Consider the following 15,159-nt stretch of genomic DNA (forward strand, 5'->3'; position numbering starts at 1 on the left):
AGGGGGAACCTGCCCCAGGTGGCCAAGGGGTTGTTCCGGGCGTGTTCGACCGCCCTGCGACCTGTCAGGTCGCCGGTATTGGGTTAGGTGTTGGGGGTGTTAGATGTCGAGGTCCTCGACTGCTGGCTGGTTCGCGGCTTCCTCGACCAGTTCGTAGAGGTCTTCCGGGATCAGCTCGCGGAGCTCTTCGACCGTCTCCACGATGTTCAGCGTGGCCTCACCCTGCGCCATGCTCCAGGACTGGTCGCTGCTCCAGTTGCCGATCCAGGAGCGCCAGCCGGTCAGGTAGCGCTCGTCGTCACCGCTGACCGTGTACTGACTGCGGCGATCGGCGTGCAGGACGAACTTGCCGGTCCGGCTCCGGTAGACCTTGAAGGCCTCGTACCCGGTGTTGCTCGACCGGCCGCCCTCGGCCAGCAGTACGCCGGAGAACCGCTGCTTGCGGCCGGCGCCCCGGCCCACCCGCACGGTGATCTCGTCGTACCCCTCGAACCGGCCCTCTTCCAGCTCGACGTACCTCCGCAGCGCGATCGAGATCGCCGAGGACAGGTTGCCGGCGAGCTCCTGCGCCTTCTTGTACAAGGGCAGGTCGTCGTCGGACACGTAGATCGTCTTGTTAGGCATCGCTCTCTCCTCCTACGTAGAACTATACGCAGACGGGTACGCAGATGTCTACATATATCTCTACGTAGAGGCAGGTGAGTACAGCCAGGGGGTCGACAGGTCGAAGTACTCCGGCGGCACGGCGTCCAGCGTGTTCAGCTCGTCGACCTCTGCCTTGAGGTCCTCCGGGGCCTCCTTGCGCTCGCCTTCGCGGGCCTCGGCCTCGGAGGTGAAGTAGAACGTCGAGGTGAAGCCGCCGTCGTCGGACAGCACGAAGACACTGCCGAGGAGGTCGGGCCGGAAACTCTCCCACCTCTCCGGGTGCTGGGCCATCAGGGCACGGACGCGATCCGGATCCGTGGCGCGGCCGCGAATGATCTGGACAAACCCGGCCGCGTCCGGATCGCCGACCAGGTCGAGCGTCACGTCCTCGGTGTCGCGGAACGTGGTGCCGCCGCTGAGCAGCGACGAGAACTCGTGCCACCACTTGTCCTGCGCCGGCGACTCGCTGTTGTGCCGGGCGGCCTCGGCGGACTCGAAGCGTGCCAGCGCGATGAACCTTCCGTCCGCGGTGACGCCGGCGGTGGTCCCCAACCAGCCGGACGCCTCGGGCGCCAACTCCGCCATCCACCGATCCATCGCGGCGTGTGCCTGCGCGACGTCGGTGAGCTGCCCCTCGATGACCTGTACGAACATGGTGCGACCCTCCCCGGTCTCCCCCAGGTCGCTCTCACTGTTTCGACAGTACGCCGCTGCCAACGTGAACAGTGTGGAAACTCATCCGCTCAAACCTGAGTTATCCACAGATTTGGAGCATTTTGGGGCGGATTTGGTGGAGAAGTAACGGTCAGCTTGGGGATAACTTGCCCGAATCGGTGTGCACAACTGGGGATACGGGTGTGGATAACTGTCGGACAGCTGTGGTCAGACCCACTGGGTCGAGACGACGAAGCCGACCGCGATCAGGCCCATGCCGATCAGCAGGTTCCAGTTGCCCAGGTCGTTCATCAACGGGATCTTGTCGCCGGCGATGTAGAAGACGACCAGCCAGGCGAGACCGACCAGCCAGCAGAAGAGCATCAGCGGGGCCACCCACACGCGACTGGTGGTGCGGGGCCGCTTCGGCGTCTTCTCGACCTTGACCTTCTCGGTCTTCTTCTTGTTGCGACTGCTCGACTCGGGCACGACTGAACTCCTTGTAAGGACGGACGCATAAGCTGACCGCTACGACCTGTGCGGGTCCGGTCCGGGTTAGCGTAGTGCAGACAGCAACATGGAGATCACTGGTGCGTAGGTTGAGGCGGATTTCGCTGTGGCGTGTGGGTGCGCCGCTGGCGCTGCTGTGCGCCGGTCTGCTGTTCGCGACCAGTGCCACCAACGCCCGTGGCACGGACCTGCGGCCCAGTCGCAACACTACGCTCGCGGGCCTCGTGGAGGAACAGAGTCGCCGCAGCGCCAGCCTGGTCCGGCAGCACGCGGCGCTGACGCATGACATCGAAGCGCTGCAGGCGCAGCAGGGCTCGATCGATCCGAAGCTGGCCAAGCAGTTCGAGGACCTGTCCGAGCAGGTCGGCACCCGCCCGGTCGTCGGCCCCGGCCTGACCGTCACCCTCCGGGACGCACCGCCCGAGGTGGTCAAGGAGAATCCGGACGTCGACGAGAACTGGCTGGTTATCCACCAGCAGGACATCCAGGCGGTCGTGAACGCGCTCTGGGCCGGCGGCGCCGAGGCGATGACGATCCAGAACCAGCGCGTCATCTCCACCACCGGGGTCAAGTGCGTCGGCAACTCCGTCGTCCTGCACGGCGTCCCGTACCTCCCGCCGTACACGATCAGTGCGATCGGCGACCGGCGGAAACTGCAGAAGGCGCTCGACGACTCGCAGTACATCGAGAACCTGCAGGACTACGTGGTGAAGTTCCAGCTCGGGTACGACGTGAAGAGCGAGTCGTCGATGCAGATGCCGGCGTACGAAGGCACCCTGGACCTGCAGAGCGCGACCGTCCCCGGCTACGAACGGACGCCGTCGGCGAGCCCGAGCGTCAGCGGGCGATAATGGTCCGCATGCCGCGGATCCTTGTCGTCGACAACTACGACTCCTTCGTCTACAACCTGGTGCAGTACCTGCAGCAACTGCAGGCTGACACCACCGTGCTGCGCAACGACGAAGTCACTCCCGACCAGGCCGGTGAGTACGACGGCGTCCTGCTCTCCCCCGGTCCCGGTACGCCGGAAGAAGCCGGCGCCTGCGTCGACATCGTGAAAGAGAAGGGCGGCGAGGTCCCGATCTTCGGGGTCTGCCTCGGTCTCCAGGCGATCGGCGTCGCGTACGGCGGTGTCGTCGGCCGCGCGGACGAGCTGCTGCACGGGAAGACCAGCCAGGTGTTCCACGAGGGCGCCGGCGTACTGTCCGGACTCCCGTCGCCGTTCACCGCGACCCGGTACCACTCGCTCGCGATCGAGCAGGACACCGTGCCGGACGAGCTGCAGGTGACCGCGCGTACCGAGGCCGGCGTGATCATGGCGGCCCGGCACCGCGACCTCCCGGTGGAGGGCGTGCAGTTCCACCCGGAGTCGGTGCTGACCGAGGGCGGTCACCGGATGCTCGCCAACTGGCTCGCGATCTGCGGCGACGAGGACGCGGTCGCCCGCTCGGTCGGGCTGGCCCCGGTCGTCAGCTAGAGATCAAACGAAAACCCCCGGGGCTGGATAAGCCCCGGGGGTTTCTTCTGTCTCAGCCGCCGATCGTGATGCCCGGCGTGGTGGGTGTGGACGGTGTGTCCGTCGGCTGGCTCGGCGGCGGGGAGCTCGGCTCCTGCTGCTTGTTGACGGTCAGCGTGATCAGCGAGCCCTTCGGCGCCTTGCTGCCGGCCTTCAGGGACTGCTGCAGAACCTGGCCGTCGGCCGCGTTCGGGTCGTTGCCGAACACGTACCCAACCCGGAAGCCGGCCTGCTCCAGCGTCAGCTTCGCGTCGTCGTACGACTGGGTGACGACGTTCGGTACGTCGACGTCGGTCTTACCGCTGGAGACCGTCAGCGTGAACTCCTGACCCGACGGGTACTGCCCGTTCGGGTCCGGGCTGACCGCGAGCACGATGCCCTTCTTCTCGTCGCTGTCCTGCTCGACGACCTTGTCCTTGACCTTGAAGTTCGCGGACGTGCCTTCGAGCGCCTTGCGGGCGGAGGACTCCGACTTGCCGATCACGTCCGGCACCGGGAACGCACTCCGCCCGGACGAGAACACCACGGTGACCGTCGAACCCTGCTCGGCCTCGGTCCCGGCCGTGGGGGTCTGCCGGATCGCCGAGCCGCGGCCGACCGTGTCGCTGGTCTCCGACGGTCCCTGCGCGAACTGCAGTCCCTTGTCCGCCAGCAGTGCGGTCGCGTCGGCGACCGACTTGCCGCTGACATCCGGTACGGCGACCTTGGCCGCCGGGGTGTTGGTCGCACCGCCGCCGGCGTTGTTGTCCTTGTTCATGTTGGTGAACAGGGCATACGCGCCGACCGCGATCGCGACGATCGCCAGGCCGAGCAGGAAGTACGCCAGGCCGCGGTTGCGTCGCGACCGCCCGTCGTCGTCCTCGTCCAGTTCGTCGCCACCCGGCGGGAGGATGTCGTTCCCCGCGGTCTGGCGGTAGGCCTGGGTCGCGGCCGGCGCGACGGCCGTCGGCGCCATCGCGCGCGTCTCGGCCACCGCTGCCATCGGCGCGGTCACCTGCTGACCGGCCAGCACCCGGTGGATGTCGGCCCGCATCTCGGCGGCGCTCTGGTACCGCTCCTCGCGGTTCTTCGCCAAAGCCTTCAGTACGACGGCGTCGACCTCCGGCGGGATGTCCGGGTCGAACGACGACGGCGGCAGCGGCTGCTCCCGGACGTGCTGGTAGGCCACCGACACCGGCGACTCACCGACGAACGGCGGCCGCCCGGTCAGCAGTTCGTACAACAGGCAGCCGGTCGAGTACAGGTCGGAGCGGGCGTCGACGGTCTCGCCGCGGGCCTGCTCCGGGGACAGGTACTGCGCGGTGCCGATCACGGCCGCGGTCTGGGTCATCGTGGAGGACGTGTCGGCGACCGCGCGGGCGATACCGAAGTCCATCACCTTGACCTGGCCCTGCGGGGTCAGCATCACGTTCCCGGGCTTGATGTCGCGGTGCACGATGCCGGCCCGGTGGCTGTAGTCGAGCGCCTCGAGCACACCCGAGGTGATCTCCAGGGCGCGCTCCGGCATGATCTTGCGGCCCTCGCGGATCAGGTCCCGCAGCGTCTTGCCGGTGACCAGCTCCATCACGATGTAGGGGATCGTGACGCCGGATCCGTTCGGATCGGGCTCCTCGCCGGTGTCGTACACCGACACGATGGTCGGGTGGTTGAGCGAGGCGGCCGACTGGGCCTCCCGGCGGAACCTGGCCTGGAAGGTGGCGTCACTGGCCAGATCGACCCGCAGCCGCTTGATGGCGACGGACCGGCCGAGCCGGTTGTCCACACCCCTGCGGACCTCGGCCATGCCGCCGCGGCCGAGCGGTTCGCCTTCTTCGTATCGGCCGCCGACGAGACGTGCCTGCGATGTCATGACCTCAGCCTTCCAACCTGTCTGTGAGACACAAAAACACACTCAACTTGCCCACGGTAGCGGCCGCCACACGTGGTTCCCCGTTGGAGAGACGCGCCGTGACGGAATCATTCCGTATGGTGCTCATTGGCCCAGCACCGCCTCCATCACCGACTTGGCGATCGGGGCGGCCAGCTTGCCGCCGGCGATGTCGTCCCGGGCGATGTCGGCCTTCTCGATCAGTACCGCGACCGCGATCTTCGGGTCGTCGGCCGGTGCGAACGCGGTGAACCAGGCGAACGGCGGGCGGTCCTTCGCGGTCTGCGCCGTACCGGTCTTGCCGGCCACCTGGACGCCGCTGATCTGACCGGGCTTGCCGGTGCCGTTGTTGACGACGTCGACCATCATCGCGGTCAGCTGGGAGGCGACCTGCGGGGTGACCGCCTGGTGCAGCGACTCCGGCTTGGTCTCCGAGACCGTCTTCAGGTCCGGGGTCCTGACGTTCTGCACCAGGTAGGGCTTCATCACCTCGCCCTTGTTCGCGATCCCGGCCGCGACCATCGCCATCTGCAGCGGCGTGGCCCGTACGTCGAACTGGCCGATCGCGGACTGCGCGGTCTGCGGCTCGTTCGGGTCACCCGGGAACTGGCTGGTGGCCACGCTCGGCAACTCGGCCAGCGGCCGCGCGCCGAAGCCGAACTTGGCGGCCTGCTCGCGCAGCGCGTCCGGCCCGAGCGCCAGACCGACGCTGCCGTACGCCGTGTTGCAGGAGTAGCGCAGCGCGATCGTCAGCGTCGCGTTGTTGCTGCCGCCGCAGTTCTTACCGTCCTCGTTCACCAGCGGCACGGTCGTCTGCGGCAACGGCAGCTCGGCCGGCGAGTTCACCTTGGTCTCCGGCGTGTACTTGCCGCTGGACAGTGCCGCGGCCGCGGTCACCAACTTGAACGTCGAGCCCGGCGGGTACAGCTCCTGGGCCGCGCGGTTCGACAGCGGCCGGTCTTTGTCCTCGGTCAGGCTCTTCCAGGCGGCGTCGACCTTCGTGCTGTCGTGCGAGGCGAGCCGGTTCGGGTCGTACGACGGCGTCGTCGCCATCGCCAGGATCTTGCCGGTCTTCGGCTCGATCGCCACCACCGCGCCGGTCTTCGAGCCCAGACCCTTGTACGCCGCCTGCTGTGCCGCCGCGTTGAGGGTCAGCGTGACGCTGCCGCCCTGCTGCGGCCGGTTGCTGATCACGTCGATGATCCGGCGGAACGCCATCGACGGGTCCGAGCCGTTCAGCTCGGAGTTCATCGTCAGCTCGATCCCGGCCCGGCCGAACCGGTACGAGTAGAAGCCGGTGACCGGTGCGTACACCGGGCCGGACGGGTAGGTCCGCTGGTACTTGAACCGGTCGTTGGACGGTTTGCTCTGCGCGACCGGCGTACTCCCGATCAGGATCGGGCCGCGGTTCACCGAGAACTGCGAGTCGCGGACCCGGTTGTTGTCGTTGCGGCCGTTGATCTCGTTCGCCCGGAAGGCCTGCAGGTACGTCGAGTTCGCCATCAGCGCGAGCATCAGGATGATCGCCGCGACAGCTAATCGTCGGATCGCCGAGTTCACTGTTTCTGCACCGCCATCGCGATCGTTTCGTCGGACACGGGAGCGGCCGGGGTCTGCGGTCGCCGGGCCTGGTCGCTGATCCGCAGCAGCAGCGCGATGATCGCCCAGTTCGCGACCAGCGACGTACCGCCGAGGGCCATGAACGGGGTGGCCAGACCGGTCAGCGGGATCAGCCCGGTCACGCCGCCGACGATGACGAACACCTGCAGCGCGAACGACATCGCCAGACCGGTCGCGATCAGCTTGCCGAAGATGTCCCGGCAGCCGAGCGCCGTCCGCAGGCCGCGCTCGATGATCAGCGTGTAGACCAGCAGGATCGCGATCAGCCCGGTCAGGCCGAGCTCCTCGGCGAACGACGAGATGATCATGTCGCTCTGCGCGTAGAGCGTGGCCTCCGGGTGGCCCTGGCCGAGGCCGCGGCCGAGGATGCCGCCCCAGGCCTGACCCATCAGCCCGAGCTTCACCTGGCCGCCGTCGATCGCCCACGGGTCGAGCCAGTCGGTGACCCGGCGGTGGACGTGGCCGAACGTCGCGTACGCGAAGTACGCGCCGCCGACGAACAGCAGACCACCGATGATCAGCCAGCCGGCCCGTTCGGTGGACACGTACAGCAGGAACAGGAACAGTCCGAAGAACAACAGCGACGAACCCAGGTCGCTCTCGAACACCAGCACGCCCAGGCTGACCGCCCAGGCGATGCCGATCGGCCCGAGGTCGCGGGCGCGCGGCAGGTCGAGCCCGAGGAACCGGTGCCCGGCCAGCGTCAGCACGTCGCGCTTCACCACCAGGTAGCCGGCGAAGAACACGACCAGACAGATCTTCGCGAACTCACCGGGCTGGAACGACATACCGGCCAGGCGGATCCAGATCCGGGCGCCGTTCAGGTTCACGCCGAGGCCGGGGATCAGCGGCAGGACCAGCAGCACCAGACCGGCCAGGCCGGCGGTGTAGGTCAGCGCCTGCAGCCGACGGTGATCTCTGATCACAATGATGACGACCAGGAACAGCACGATGCCGACTGCGGTCCAAGTGATCTGCTGCGGGGCCGCCGGAGACTTCGGGGTCGCGCCCCGCGCCTCCGCGACCAAGGCCAGGCCGAGGTCGATCCGGTGGATCATCGCGACGCCGAGCCCGTTCAGCAGTACGGCGCACGGCAGCAGCACGGGGTCGGCGTACGGCGCCCGGTAGCGGAGCGCGAAGTGAGCGATCAGGGCGAGCAGACTGATACCGGCCGCGTAGTACCCGGTGCTGGCCGGGACCTCGTTCTGCACGGTGATGCCGATGTTCACGTACGCCGCGACCGATACCCCGACCGCGATCACGAGCAGCAGCAACTCCACCCCGCGCCGGGTACGCGGAATGATCTGGATGACGGACGTGGAGGCGATGCTCATCGGACTCCGTCGCAGTCGTCCGGGCTGCCCGGTGTCGCCGTGCTGCTCGGGCTGGGCGGCGTCGACGACGGGTGCACGACCGGAGTCGTCACCGGCGGCTTGGAGACAGGCGGCTTCGACACCGGCGGCGTGCTCGGCTTCGGCGTCGGTGTGGGCGTCGGCTTGGTCTTGGCGGCGCACTCGGCAGCGGTCTGCTGCAACTCGGCGACGATCGACCGGGCGCCGGCCAGGTTGTCCGCCTGGATGTTGCCCTCCACCTGCTCCCGGCTGTACGTCGGGAGCTTGTCGACCTGCAGCGACTGCCGCTCGTAGACCTTCGACAGGTTCAGGCCCGGGAGATCAGCCTCGACACCCTTGAAGATCGCCACGTAGTCGCCGTCGGTGCCGACGTAGTACTGCTTCTGGGTCCAGCTGTACGCGAACCAGCCGCCGCCACCGATCAGCCCGAGGACGATCACGAGTAGGGCGATCCGCCGCAGCCACAGGAATCGCTTCGGTGGCCGCGGTGCGTACCGCAGCTCCTCCGGGTCGAGCGCCACGCCGTGGCCACCGCCACCGTGCCCGTCGCCACCGCCGGTGCGGAGCGCGACCGTCGGCTCGCCGCGGCCGGTGCTGCCCTGGGCCAGCTCGGCGGCCGCGCCGACCAGTTGGGGCTGTACGCCGCTCGCGGGCTCGGTCTCGACGACGTCGGCGACGACGCAGGTGACGTTGTCGTTCGAGCCTGCCTCGAGCGCGTGCGTGATCAGCTCGACGACGACGGAGTCCGGAGTACCGGAGGCCATCGACGCGGAGATCACCTCGTCGCTGACGTAGTCGGGCAAGCCGTCGCTGCACAGCATCAGCCGGTCGCCGGCCTGGACGTCGAGGATCTGCAGGTCCGGATCGGAGTCCGGGCGACCGTCCAGCACGCGCAGGATCAGGTTGCGGTGCGGGTGGGTGAAGGCCTCCTCCTGGGAGATCCGGCCCTCGTCGACCAGCGACTGCACGAAGGTGTGGTCGTGGCTCAGCTGGTACAGCACGCCGTCGCGCATCCGGTAGGCGCGGGAGTCGCCGAGGTGCGCCAGCCCGAGCTGCTTGCCGTCGAACATCAGCGCGGTCACGGTCGAGCCCATGCCCTCGCGCTCGGGGTCCTCCTCGACCAGCTCGGACAGCCGCTCGTTGGCCCGGTGGACGGCACCGGCCAGCGCCTCGATCATGTCCTCGCCGCTGATCTCGGCCGTGTCCAGCCGCCGGATCACCTGGACCGCCGCCGCGCTGGCCACCTCACCGGCCGCGGCGCCGCCCATTCCGTCGGCGAGCAGCAGCAGGTGCGGACCGGCGTACGCCGAGTCCTCGTTGTTGCGGCGCACCCGTCCGACGTCGGACAGTGTGGCGTAGTCGAGCGACAGGGTCATCGAGGCAGGCCTACTTCGCGATGTTCAGCGTCGTCCGGCCGATCCGGATCGAACCGCCGATCTCGGCCGGGACCGGGCGGGTGACCCGCTGGCCGTCAAGGTACGTGCCGTTGGTGGAGCCGAGATCCTCGACCCACCACTGGCCCTCGGACAGGAACAACCGGGCGTGCCGGGTGGAAGAGTAGTCGTCGTCGAGCCGGATCTGACAGTCCGAGCCGCGGCCGATGATCACCGGCTCCTCGGTCAGCGAGGCGCCGACACCGGCCTGCGGCCCGTCCGCGATCGTCACCGACGCGGGCAGGCCCTTGCGCTTCTTGGCCGGCTTGGCGGTCTTCGGCGTCCGGGTGTTCTGCGGTACGACGGCGGCCGCCGCCCGGCTGTCCACCTTCGCGCCGAACAGGTCGGACCTGATCACGGACAGCACCGCGAGGACGAACATCCACAACAGGGCCAGGAACCCCAGTTTGATCAGGGTCAGGGTCAGTTCCGACATGGACTTCCGGTCACCACCCGCTGCTCGGCGGCTGGGCCATCGGCTCGTCCGCGAGACGCAGCGTCATCGTCGTGTTGCCGATCCGCACCGTCGAACCGTCGACCAGCTCGGCCTCGGTGCTGCGGCGGCCGTTCACCAGCGTGCCGTTGGTGGAACCGAGATCGACCAGCACGACCCGGATCCCGTCCGGGCCTTCCGGCATCAGCCGGATCTCGGCGTGCCGCCGGGACACACCGGGGTCGTTGATCTGGATGTCCGCGTCGGTACCGCGGCCGAGCACGACGCCGGGCGGGTTGACCGGGCGGCGACGCCCGTTCACCTCGAGCATCACCTGGGGGTGACCGCGGCGGGGGGACGGCTGGTACGGGGGCGGGCTCTGCACGACCGGCTCGTTCGGCGGCACGTAGGGCTCCTGCTGGTAGGGCTGGGGCTCGGGCTGCTGATAGGCGGCCGGGCGACGCTGTGGCGTCCCGACCGTCTCGCTGACCACCCGGAACTTACCGGTCGGGAGGTCGTCCTGCTGAACCAGCTCGATGTCGATCGGCCCGGAGAACGTGTACCGCTGGATGTCGGCGTGGTCGCGGAGCTCGTTGGCGAGCTCGTGGTTCAGGGTCCGGCCGTAGGCGTTCAGCCGCTCGAAGTCGTCCGGACCGAGCTCGACGACGAAGTGGTTCGGCACCAGCCGGCGGTCCCGGGACAGGATCCGCGCGGTGTTGTCGATCTCACGCTTGAGTGCTGCCGCGAGTTCGATCGGCTCGACGTCTCCCTTGAAAGCGCGCGCGAAGACACCGCTCACAATGCCTTCCAGGCGTCGCTCGAAGCGCTGTAGCGGTCGCACGCCTCCTCCTCCACGGTCGGTACGCCAAAGATCGTCCACCGGTCGAGGCGGACACACCGGGTACGACGATCGATCGTATCGGGAGGTTCGACCGAACCCGCAATGTGAAGCACCCGGACAACCCGTGCTAATGTTCCTTCTCGTCGCCGGGAGCAGTATCCGGCGACTGCGCGCGGGTGGCGGAATAGGCAGACGCGCACGGTTCAGGTCCGTGTGCCCGAAAGGGCGTGGGGGTTCAACTCCCCCCTCGCGCACAGAGAAGGTCCCGGTCGATGCGACCGGGACTTCGTCTTTTCCGGGCCTGTGCGGATCCTCACGTCGGCGTTCCGGCATAGGCCGGACGGCGTCACGGCTGATGCCCGCGATCCGCCGATCGGCTGACCGGGCGGGTCGGCCGGTGGACTGACGACCTGGGACGCCCATGGGTGGGAGGCTTCAGGACATGGAGCAAGCACTCGAGCTGGACGGGCTCACGAAGGTGTTCGGGGACGAGCGGGCGGTCGACGACTTGAGTCTGAGCGTGCCCAGCGGGTCGTTCTTCGGGGTGCTGGGGCCGAACGGTGCCGGTAAGACGACGTCGTTGTCGATGGCGGTCGGGCTGTTGCGGCCCGACGGCGGTACGGCGCGGATCTTCGGGGTGGATGTCTGGCGCGAGCCGACGAAGGCCAAGGCCCTGGTCGGCGTACTGCCGGACGGGCTGGGGATGCCGGAGCGGCTGACAGGCCGGGAGGTTCTGACGTACTTGGGGCTGCTGCGCGGGCTGCCGGAGGACGAGGTGGCGCGGCGGGCCTCCGAGTTGCTGGAGGTGCTCGAGCTCGATCACGAGGACGACAAGCAGGTGATCGGGTACTCGACCGGCATGCGGAAGAAGCTCGGCCTGGCGGTCGCGCTGCTGCACGCGCCGCGGCTGCTGGTGCTGGACGAGCCGTTCGAGGCGGTCGATCCGGTGTCGGCGGCGACGATCCGGACGATCCTGCACCGGTTCATCGCCGGCGGCGGGTCGGTGGTGATGTCGAGTCACGTGATGGCGCTGGTCGAGCAGCTGTGCGATCGCGTCGCGGTGGTCGCGGACGGGAAAGTAGTTGCCGCAGGCACCGTTTCCGAGGTGCAGGCGGGCGGCACGCTGGAGGATGCGTTCGTGACGCTGGTCGGTGCGTCGACGCGTGGCGCGGAGGGTCTGACGTGGCTCTCGCACTGACGTACAGCACCTCGCACACGCTGGTCCGGATGCGGCTGGCCGCGTTCCGGCACGCGCTCAAGGACCAGTTCCGGTTGAGCTGGATCGTCACCGGCGGGTTCGTCGGCCTGGTGCTCGCGGGCGGCACGATCTGGGTCGCGGCGCGCGGCGACAACGACGTACTGGTCGTGGTGCTCGCGGTGTGGATGCTCGGCTGGGTGGTCGGCCCGCTGTTCGCGGGCGGTGGCGACGAGACGCTCAAGCCGGAGTACTTCACGATGATGCCGCTGCCGCCGCGGACGCTCTCGACCGGTCTGCTGGTGGCTGCGCTGGCCGGTGTCGCACCGGTCATCAGCCTGATCGCCCTGCTCAGTCTGGTGATCGCCGGCGGGAACGTCGTCGCCGCTCTGGTCGCAGTGCCGGCGCTGCTGCTCCAGCTGTTCTGCTTCATCCTCGCGTCCCGGCTCGCCGTCGCGGTGTACGGCGTACTCCTGCAGGTGCGCGCCGGTGCGGTGATCGCGGCGATCGTCAACGCGTTCATCCTGGCGTTCACGGCGCAGGGGTGGGCGCTGATCGTGGCGTTCGTGTCCACCGACGTACAGGGCACGCTGGCCAAGGGAGCGCGGATCGCACCGTCTGGCTGGGGTCTGGTGGCCGTAGAGGCGGCCGGACGTGGTGACTGGCTCAAGGTGCTTGCGGCACTGGCCGGACTGGTCGTCCTGGGTGTGCTGATGCTCCTCGCCTGGTCTGCACTGCTCGTACGCCGGACGACTGCGTCAAGGGCCGGCGGCAAGGTACGGCGGTCGCTGAGCGGGACCGATCCACGGAGTGGTGCTGCTGCCAAGGAACTGCGCTCGTGGACCCGCGACCTGCTCTATGGGCACAAGGCGATCTTCGCGATCAGCTACGGACTGTTCTTCTGCATGATGCCGCTGGCGCTCGGCTGGAAGGCGATGCTGCCGTGGGCCGGGCCAGCAGCCGTCGTCATGGCCGCAGCGATGTCCGCCAACCTCTATGGCGCGGATGGTACGGCGCTGTGGACCACGCTGATGACTCCTGGCGCGAACGGCCCGGACGTACGCGCCAGGCAGCGGGCGTTCCTGCTGGTCTTCGGTCCGATCACGCTGGCCATCACCCTGTTGCTGACCTGGTGGTCCGGCTACGCCAGTGCCTGGCCGCTCGTGCTGAGCGTGCTGCCCGCACTGCTCGGCGGAGCAGCCGGTCTGGTCGTGGCCAGCTCGGTGTACGCCGCCGTACCGACGACTGATGCGCACAAGCGGTCGGGTAACCCCCTGAACTCGGGTGAGAACGAGGGCGAGACGATGGGCATCGTCTACGTGATGCTCGTGCTCGTCGCGTCGACCTGCGCCCCGGCCCTGATCGTGGCGCTGAACGTCGGCTGGTGGGGCGTGCCGATCGGAGTCCTGTCCGGCGTGCTCGCTTGGTGGTACTTCGGTCGCCTCGCGATCCGGCGTCTCGACAAGAAAGGCCCCGAGCTGCTCACGCTGCTCAGGCATGGCCGATCGCCCGCGGAGCAGGCCAAGAAGACCGCAGGGCTCGACGCACTGCCCAAGTGGAAGCGGACCGCGGCCGGCCTGTGCCTCGGGTTCGCGGCGATCCCGCTGTTCCCGCAGGCCGTCGTACCGGCGATCTTCAAGCTGACCGGCAACGACGACACCCGGTCGTGGTTCCTGGCGCTCTACCAGACCGGACCGTGGCAGTGGGTCGTGATCGTGCTGATGGCCGCGTTGGGCCTGTCGATGTATGCGTTCGGCGGGCTTACCTACTACCGCGCGAAGAAGCGCGCTCCGGGTGCGTCGGTCGCGGCAGTCGCAGGCTAGGCGCCCCGCGGTGCCGGGCGGTCGGGGCGGTCGGGGTGACTGTGTTGTGGTTGCGCAGCATCCAGATGGCAACAGCAGCCGCGGCGATCAGGCCGGCGATCCCGGCGTAGTCGGTCAAGCTCATCATCGTTCTCTCTCCAGGGCGGTGGGCTCGGCGGCGGCGAGTTCCGCTGGCGTCTGACCGGAAAGTGACGGGCACTCAGCCCTTCCGTGATGGCATGGCAGTGTCGTGGCTGAACAGTGCCAATGGGAAAGCGGCGGATTCCTGAAAAGGTGGTGCCCGGAGGTGGGGCTGATGCAGGACGGCTCGTTGCTCGATGCGCGTGAGGAGCAGACCTACCGGCTGCTGGTCGGCCTGTCCGCCGCGAGGGCGGCCGAGCTGGCCGAGGTCGCCGAGTTACCGCAGCACGAGGCTGACGAAGTGCTCCAGCGGCTGCAGGCCAAGGGCCTCGTCACGGTCCAGGCGGCCGACGAGCCGGTCTTCAGCCCGCTGCCGCCGGACGTCGCCTTCGGTACGACGCTGCTGCGCCGGCAGGAGTCGCTCGAGGCCGCCCGGAAGACCGTGGCCGCGCTGAGCGAGGAGTTCCGGGCCAGCGCGAGCCGCCGCGATGCGCACCACCTGGTCGAGGTGATCGTCGGCGCCACCACGCTCCGCGAACGGCTGCGTGACCTGCAGAACGCAGCCCGGGAGGAGATCCTCTGGTTCTGCCGCGCGAACCCGCTGGCGATGCAGGGCGCCGACAACACCGAGGAGTACGGCGCTCTGTCCCGCGGCGTCCGCTACCGCGCCATCTACGAGCGCGCGCTGATCGAGACGCCTGGTGAGCTGGACTCGATCTCCGAGGGAGTCAGCTGGGGCGAGGAGGCCCGGGTACTGCCGACGCTGCCGGTGCGGCTCGCGATCGTGGACCGGTCGACCGCGATCTGCCCGCTGGTCCGCGACGACGAGAACCTTGGCGAGCCGTCTGCGGCGATCATCAATCGCGGCGAGCTCTTGGACGCGCTGCTCGCGCTCTTCGAGAGCTACTGGGAGCTGGCGACACCGGTCCGGCTCCAGGCCGACGAGGACCAACCGGTGGAAGGCCTGGACGACTCTGAGCGGTTGCTGCTGTCGCTGCTGGTCGCCGGGGTGCCGGACAAGTCCATCGCGACGCAGTTGGGGATCAGCCGGCGAACAGTGCAACGCCGCCTGGATCGCCTGATGGCTCTGGCAGGTGTAGATACCAGGACCGGTCTGGCGTTCCAGGCGGCGAAGCGCGACTGGCTCTGA

Annotated in this window: 14 protein-coding genes and 1 tRNA gene; 6 read left to right on the forward strand and 9 right to left on the reverse strand. The window is 68.5% G+C overall.

Features of this window, described 5'->3' with window-relative positions; all coding sequences use genetic code 11:
- Positions 1 to 99: 99 nt before the first annotated feature.
- From ACFWUU_RS28430 to ACFWUU_RS28440, 3 genes are all read right to left on the reverse strand, one after another.
- Positions 100 to 624, reverse strand: a complete 525-nt coding sequence (locus ACFWUU_RS28430; protein ID WP_137255839.1) for an EXLDI protein — start codon at positions 622 to 624, stop codon at positions 100 to 102.
- Positions 625 to 684: 60 nt separating this feature from the next.
- Positions 685 to 1,299, reverse strand: a complete 615-nt coding sequence (locus tag ACFWUU_RS28435) for a hypothetical protein (protein WP_137255838.1) — start codon at positions 1,297 to 1,299, stop codon at positions 685 to 687.
- Between the two features lie 228 nt (positions 1,300 to 1,527).
- Positions 1,528 to 1,788, reverse strand: a complete 261-nt coding sequence (locus ACFWUU_RS28440; RefSeq protein WP_137255837.1) for a cell division protein CrgA — start codon at positions 1,786 to 1,788, stop codon at positions 1,528 to 1,530.
- Positions 1,789 to 1,889: 101 nt separating this feature from the next.
- On the opposite strand from ACFWUU_RS28440, the gene ACFWUU_RS28445 reads away from it, so the two are divergent.
- Together ACFWUU_RS28445 and ACFWUU_RS28450 are read left to right on the forward strand one after the other, a co-directional pair.
- Positions 1,890 to 2,660, forward strand: coding sequence for a DUF881 domain-containing protein (locus ACFWUU_RS28445; protein ID WP_137255836.1), 771 nt, complete (start codon positions 1,890 to 1,892; stop codon positions 2,658 to 2,660).
- Between the two features lie 8 nt (positions 2,661 to 2,668).
- Positions 2,669 to 3,286, forward strand: a complete 618-nt coding sequence (locus tag ACFWUU_RS28450; RefSeq protein WP_137255835.1) for an aminodeoxychorismate/anthranilate synthase component II — start codon at positions 2,669 to 2,671, stop codon at positions 3,284 to 3,286.
- A 52-nt stretch (positions 3,287 to 3,338) separates the two neighbouring features.
- Here ACFWUU_RS28450 and pknB read toward each other — a convergent pair whose 3' ends face one another.
- From pknB to ACFWUU_RS28480, 6 genes are all read right to left on the reverse strand, one after another.
- Positions 3,339 to 5,174 carry a Stk1 family PASTA domain-containing Ser/Thr kinase gene (gene pknB, locus ACFWUU_RS28455; RefSeq protein WP_137255834.1) on the reverse strand — a complete coding sequence of 612 codons (1,836 nt, stop codon included), beginning with the start codon at positions 5,172 to 5,174 and terminating at the stop codon, positions 3,339 to 3,341.
- Between the two features lie 123 nt (positions 5,175 to 5,297).
- Positions 5,298 to 6,752 (reverse strand): penicillin-binding protein 2, encoded by a 1,455-nt coding sequence (locus tag ACFWUU_RS28460; protein WP_137255833.1) that lies wholly within the window; start codon positions 6,750 to 6,752, stop codon positions 5,298 to 5,300.
- Positions 6,749 to 8,146: an FtsW/RodA/SpoVE family cell cycle protein gene (locus ACFWUU_RS28465; RefSeq protein WP_380179785.1), complete on the reverse strand. Its 1,398-nt coding sequence runs from the start codon at positions 8,144 to 8,146 to the stop codon at positions 6,749 to 6,751. The genes ACFWUU_RS28460 and ACFWUU_RS28465 overlap by 4 nt, the downstream gene beginning before the upstream one ends.
- Entirely contained in the window at positions 8,143 to 9,540 is a 1,398-nt protein-coding gene (locus ACFWUU_RS28470) for a PP2C family protein-serine/threonine phosphatase (protein WP_380179787.1), read from the reverse strand. The genes ACFWUU_RS28465 and ACFWUU_RS28470 overlap by 4 nt, the downstream gene beginning before the upstream one ends.
- A 10-nt stretch (positions 9,541 to 9,550) precedes the next feature.
- Entirely contained in the window at positions 9,551 to 10,033 is a 483-nt protein-coding gene (locus ACFWUU_RS28475) for an FHA domain-containing protein (RefSeq protein WP_137255830.1), read from the reverse strand.
- A 10-nt stretch (positions 10,034 to 10,043) separates the two neighbouring features.
- Positions 10,044 to 10,871, reverse strand: coding sequence for a DUF3662 and FHA domain-containing protein (locus ACFWUU_RS28480; protein WP_137255829.1), 828 nt, complete (start codon positions 10,869 to 10,871; stop codon positions 10,044 to 10,046).
- Between the two features lie 170 nt (positions 10,872 to 11,041).
- Here ACFWUU_RS28480 and ACFWUU_RS28485 point away from each other — a divergent pair.
- From ACFWUU_RS28485 to ACFWUU_RS28500, 4 genes are all read left to right on the forward strand, one after another.
- Positions 11,042 to 11,125 (forward strand) — tRNA-Leu (locus ACFWUU_RS28485).
- Between the two features lie 188 nt (positions 11,126 to 11,313).
- Positions 11,314 to 12,069 carry an ABC transporter ATP-binding protein gene (locus ACFWUU_RS28490; protein WP_380179789.1) on the forward strand — a complete coding sequence of 252 codons (756 nt, stop codon included), beginning with the start codon at positions 11,314 to 11,316 and terminating at the stop codon, positions 12,067 to 12,069.
- Positions 12,054 to 13,889, forward strand: coding sequence for a hypothetical protein (locus tag ACFWUU_RS28495; RefSeq protein ID WP_380179791.1), 1,836 nt, complete (start codon positions 12,054 to 12,056; stop codon positions 13,887 to 13,889). The genes ACFWUU_RS28490 and ACFWUU_RS28495 overlap by 16 nt, the downstream gene beginning before the upstream one ends.
- Before the next feature lie 295 nt (positions 13,890 to 14,184).
- Positions 14,185 to 15,159, forward strand: coding sequence for a helix-turn-helix domain-containing protein (locus ACFWUU_RS28500; protein ID WP_380181770.1), 975 nt, complete (start codon positions 14,185 to 14,187; stop codon positions 15,157 to 15,159).

This window comes from Kribbella sp. NPDC058693, assembly GCF_042715335.1.
Taxonomy (GTDB): domain Bacteria; phylum Actinomycetota; class Actinomycetes; order Propionibacteriales; family Kribbellaceae; genus Kribbella; species Kribbella jiaozuonensis.

Coding starts and splice junctions, on each gene's coding strand:
- ACFWUU_RS28430 (WP_137255839.1), bottom strand. CDS start 624: ATGCCTAACAAGACGATCTACGTGTCCGACGACGACCTGCCCTTGTAC.
- ACFWUU_RS28435 (WP_137255838.1), bottom strand. CDS start 1,299: ATGTTCGTACAGGTCATCGAGGGGCAGCTCACCGACGTCGCGCAGGCA.
- ACFWUU_RS28450 (WP_137255835.1), top strand. CDS start 2,669: ATGCCGCGGATCCTTGTCGTCGACAACTACGACTCCTTCGTCTACAAC.
- pknB (WP_137255834.1), bottom strand. CDS start 5,174: ATGACATCGCAGGCACGTCTCGTCGGCGGCCGATACGAAGAAGGCGAA.
- ACFWUU_RS28465 (WP_380179785.1), bottom strand. CDS start 8,146: ATGAGCATCGCCTCCACGTCCGTCATCCAGATCATTCCGCGTACCCGG.
- ACFWUU_RS28470 (WP_380179787.1), bottom strand. CDS start 9,540: ATGACCCTGTCGCTCGACTACGCCACACTGTCCGACGTCGGACGGGTG.
- ACFWUU_RS28475 (WP_137255830.1), bottom strand. CDS start 10,033: ATGTCGGAACTGACCCTGACCCTGATCAAACTGGGGTTCCTGGCCCTG.
- ACFWUU_RS28490 (WP_380179789.1), top strand. CDS start 11,314: ATGGAGCAAGCACTCGAGCTGGACGGGCTCACGAAGGTGTTCGGGGAC.
- ACFWUU_RS28500 (WP_380181770.1), top strand. CDS start 14,185: ATGCAGGACGGCTCGTTGCTCGATGCGCGTGAGGAGCAGACCTACCGG.